Here is a 3,050-nt window from a genome sequence, read left to right as displayed (position 1 = left end):
CAGGACAATTTCCCGCCGAAGGCGGGCAGCACTACGACTGCGTCGCCTGGTATATAATAACGATGGCAGCAATGATTCCCAGTATCAGCCCCACAATTTTCATCCAGCTGTATGGACGGTCGCCGGTTACTTCGCCGGTGCAGGCGTTCACCACAAAGTGATAGAGTTTATTATTATACCGGTAGGCGCTGATCCAAACCGGCAGCAGCAGGTATTTCAGGCCAAGCTGGTTATACTCCACATCGTAATCGTCGATGCGTTGCTCATCTCCACCGATGTCGTCGCAGATTTCCGTGCGGATCACGGGCTCCATTCTTTTCTTGGCGATCGCCAGCCCCTGTTCAGCATTGGTCTGGTAAATTTCCGCCCGGAAACCGCTAAGGTAACGGCCATCGTATTTCTTCAGCTGTTCCAGGTGCCAGGGTTCCAGGATCTGCGCCATTTTCAACGGCAAAGACGGGCTGGCGGATACCAGCACATCCCGGAAGTGGTTATTCACGCTGCCGGAAGCGGGATACCACGCGGTGTGCCTTACCTGCCGGGTGCGGGTTTCCGTACGGCCGTTTACTTCTACCGTATAGGTTTCTGTTGTGTAATAATATTCGCCACGGGAACCGGAGTACTCTGTATAGGTATCTGTATCATAGCTCCAGTGTGGAATGTATATGCCTTTCAGCTGTTGGGAGGAGCTGTCTTTTACTTTCTTCACCAGGTCAGAAGGGGCAAACCAAAGTTTACTCATCCACTTTTGAAAGTGTTGTACCGCCTCTTTATCGCTTACCACAAACGGCAGCACGTAATGCGGCTGCAGGATGGATGTGGTTTGCGTGGTATCCACCACCAGCGGAGAAGCGCAAAAGGGGCATGAGTCGGCAGTTACGTTGGGCAACATAGTAGTGGAAGCGCCACAGCTGACGCATTTTACTACTACTGCCTGTTGTGTAACTTCGGTGTGATTTTGTTGAGAAGCAATAAAAGTATCATAATCTACGGGCTGCACCGCAGCTGGCTCCGTGTCATCTTCAATTTGATTCACTGTACCGCAGTATTCACATTTCAGGCTGTTGGTGCCTGGTGCATAGTGCAGGATTGCGCCACAGTTCTGGCATTTCAGCGAGTTAACTGTTTCACTTGTTTTTTCCTCGAAAGACATAGGAATGTATAGATATAACACTGCCGGCATCTTCCTGACGCCGGCAGTTCACTTAAGTTAAGGTAATGGTGGTGGTACGGTGGCTAATACCGGCGCCAGTTCCGGTACTGTTCCGGCGGCGGCCCATGCGGCCATACCGGTTTTCCATACCAGTGTTTGTGCATTCAGGCTGCCGGCAGTTGCCAGCTGACGGAGCTGATCTCCATCAAAAGGGCCTGCCTGTTTACCATCTACCGCCACGAAAAATGGTGCGGCGCCGGGTAACGGAGGTGGTGCTCCACCGCCGGTGTTGGTCTGCTGGTTATTGTTCTGGAAGATGTTACCTACCTGTCCCATCATGGCTGCGCCCATGCCCGCGCCTAAACCTGCGGCTGCAAGTCCGCCGCCGGAAGGGTTTTCTGCTGCTTTCTCCATGGAATTGGCGGCCTGGAATTGTGCATATGCCCCCAGGTTGCCTACAATACCCATGCTGCTGCGTTTGTCCAGCGCAGCTTCTACTTCTGGCGGCAGGGAAATATTTTCGATGAGGAACTTTGTCAGTTCCAGTCCGAGTTCATTAAATTCATTTCCAATTTTACCGGTGATCTGGGTAGATACTTCTTCGTAATTGGCTGCAAGGTCCAGTACAGGCACCTTTGCTTCCGCCACGGCTTCCATGCCACGGGAAACTGCGAGATTACGCAGTTGCTCATTGATACCTTCCACGGTAAATTCCGGGTTGGTGGCAGCCACTTCTTTCAGGAACTGTGCAGCATCTTTTACACGGAAGGCATAGCTGCCGAATGCCCGGAGCCTTACCGGTCCAAACTCTGCATCGCGGAGCATTACCGGGTTTTTGGTTCCCCATTTCTGGTTGGTGAACTGCCGCATGCTCACAAAGAACACATCGGCTTTAAAAGGGCTGTTGAAGCCATATTTCCATCCCTGCAAGGTGCTGAGGATGGGCATATTCTGTGTAGTAAGCGTATACATGCCGGGTTGGAATACATCGGCAATTTTACCTTCATTCATAAAAACGGCCACCTGCGACTCACGCACAGTGAGTTTGGCGTTCATTTTTATTTCATTCTGGTAGCGGGGAAACTTCCACACAATGGTATCGGGGGACACGTCGGTCCATTCAATAATGTCAATAAATTCATTCCTGAGTTTATCAAAAATTCCCATGGTAACAGGTTTTATAATGGATCAAATGTAGCCAATTATTCCCTTGAAAGCTACCTGTGAAAAGTCATAGTTTATACAAACCTACTTCACGGCACTTTTCAGCCATTTTTCCATGAGAGCTGGCCAGGCTTCGCCGGCAGGATTACCTTTACGCAAGCCGTAACCGTGGCCTCCTTTGGCGTAGAAATGCAGTTCCACAGGCACTTTGGCATCACGGAGGGCGCCGGCCATTACCAGGGCGCTGTTGCCATAGAAATCATCTGCAGTAGCAAAAAGGAACATAGACGGGGTTTCGCTGCTGATGGTCAGTTCAGGGGTTAGCGACCTGTTTTCTCCTTTATCAAGATAAGCGGGGTAAATAAGCGCGCTGAAAGCCGGGCGGGCCGATAATGAATCTGCTTTGTCAATTGGCGTATAGGTGTGTACGTTATATTGGGTGCTTGCTCTTGCGGTAAGACTTCCCCCTGCGGAAAAGCCCATCATTCCTATCTTTTCGGGCTGCAGCTTCCATTCAGCCGCCCTGCTGCGTACCAGGCGTATAGCGCGTTGCGCATCCTGCAAGGCGCCTGCTTCCTTTTTAGGAACGCGGTACTGCAATACAAAAGCGGTGTATCCGAGTTTATTAAGCCAGGCGGCTATTTCATAGCCTTCCAGGTTAATAGCCAGTATACTATAGCCGCCTCCCGGGCAAATGATCACACCTGCGCCGTTACCCTTGGCAGCCGGGAAT

General features: G+C 51.1%; 3 protein-coding genes. All 3 read right to left on the bottom strand.

Going from position 1 to position 3,050, the window contains the following annotated elements:
* Positions 1 to 31 precede the first annotated feature (31 nt).
* Entirely contained in the window at positions 32 to 1,153 is a 1,122-nt protein-coding gene (locus VN105_RS28280) for a zinc finger domain-containing protein (protein ID WP_325646594.1), read from the bottom strand.
* A gap of 57 nt (positions 1,154 to 1,210) precedes the next feature.
* Positions 1,211 to 2,320, bottom strand: coding sequence for an SPFH domain-containing protein (locus VN105_RS28275; RefSeq protein ID WP_325646592.1), 1,110 nt, complete (start codon positions 2,318 to 2,320; stop codon positions 1,211 to 1,213).
* An 81-nt stretch (positions 2,321 to 2,401) separates the two neighbouring features.
* Positions 2,402 to 3,050: alpha/beta hydrolase (locus VN105_RS28270; protein WP_325646590.1), on the bottom strand; the 649-nt coding region annotated here is incomplete at its 5' end.

Source organism: Chitinophaga sp., assembly GCF_035564935.1.
In the GTDB taxonomy this organism is placed as follows: Bacteria; Bacteroidota; Bacteroidia; order Chitinophagales; family Chitinophagaceae; genus Chitinophaga.
This window is presented reverse-complemented; position numbering and strand designations above follow the sequence as displayed.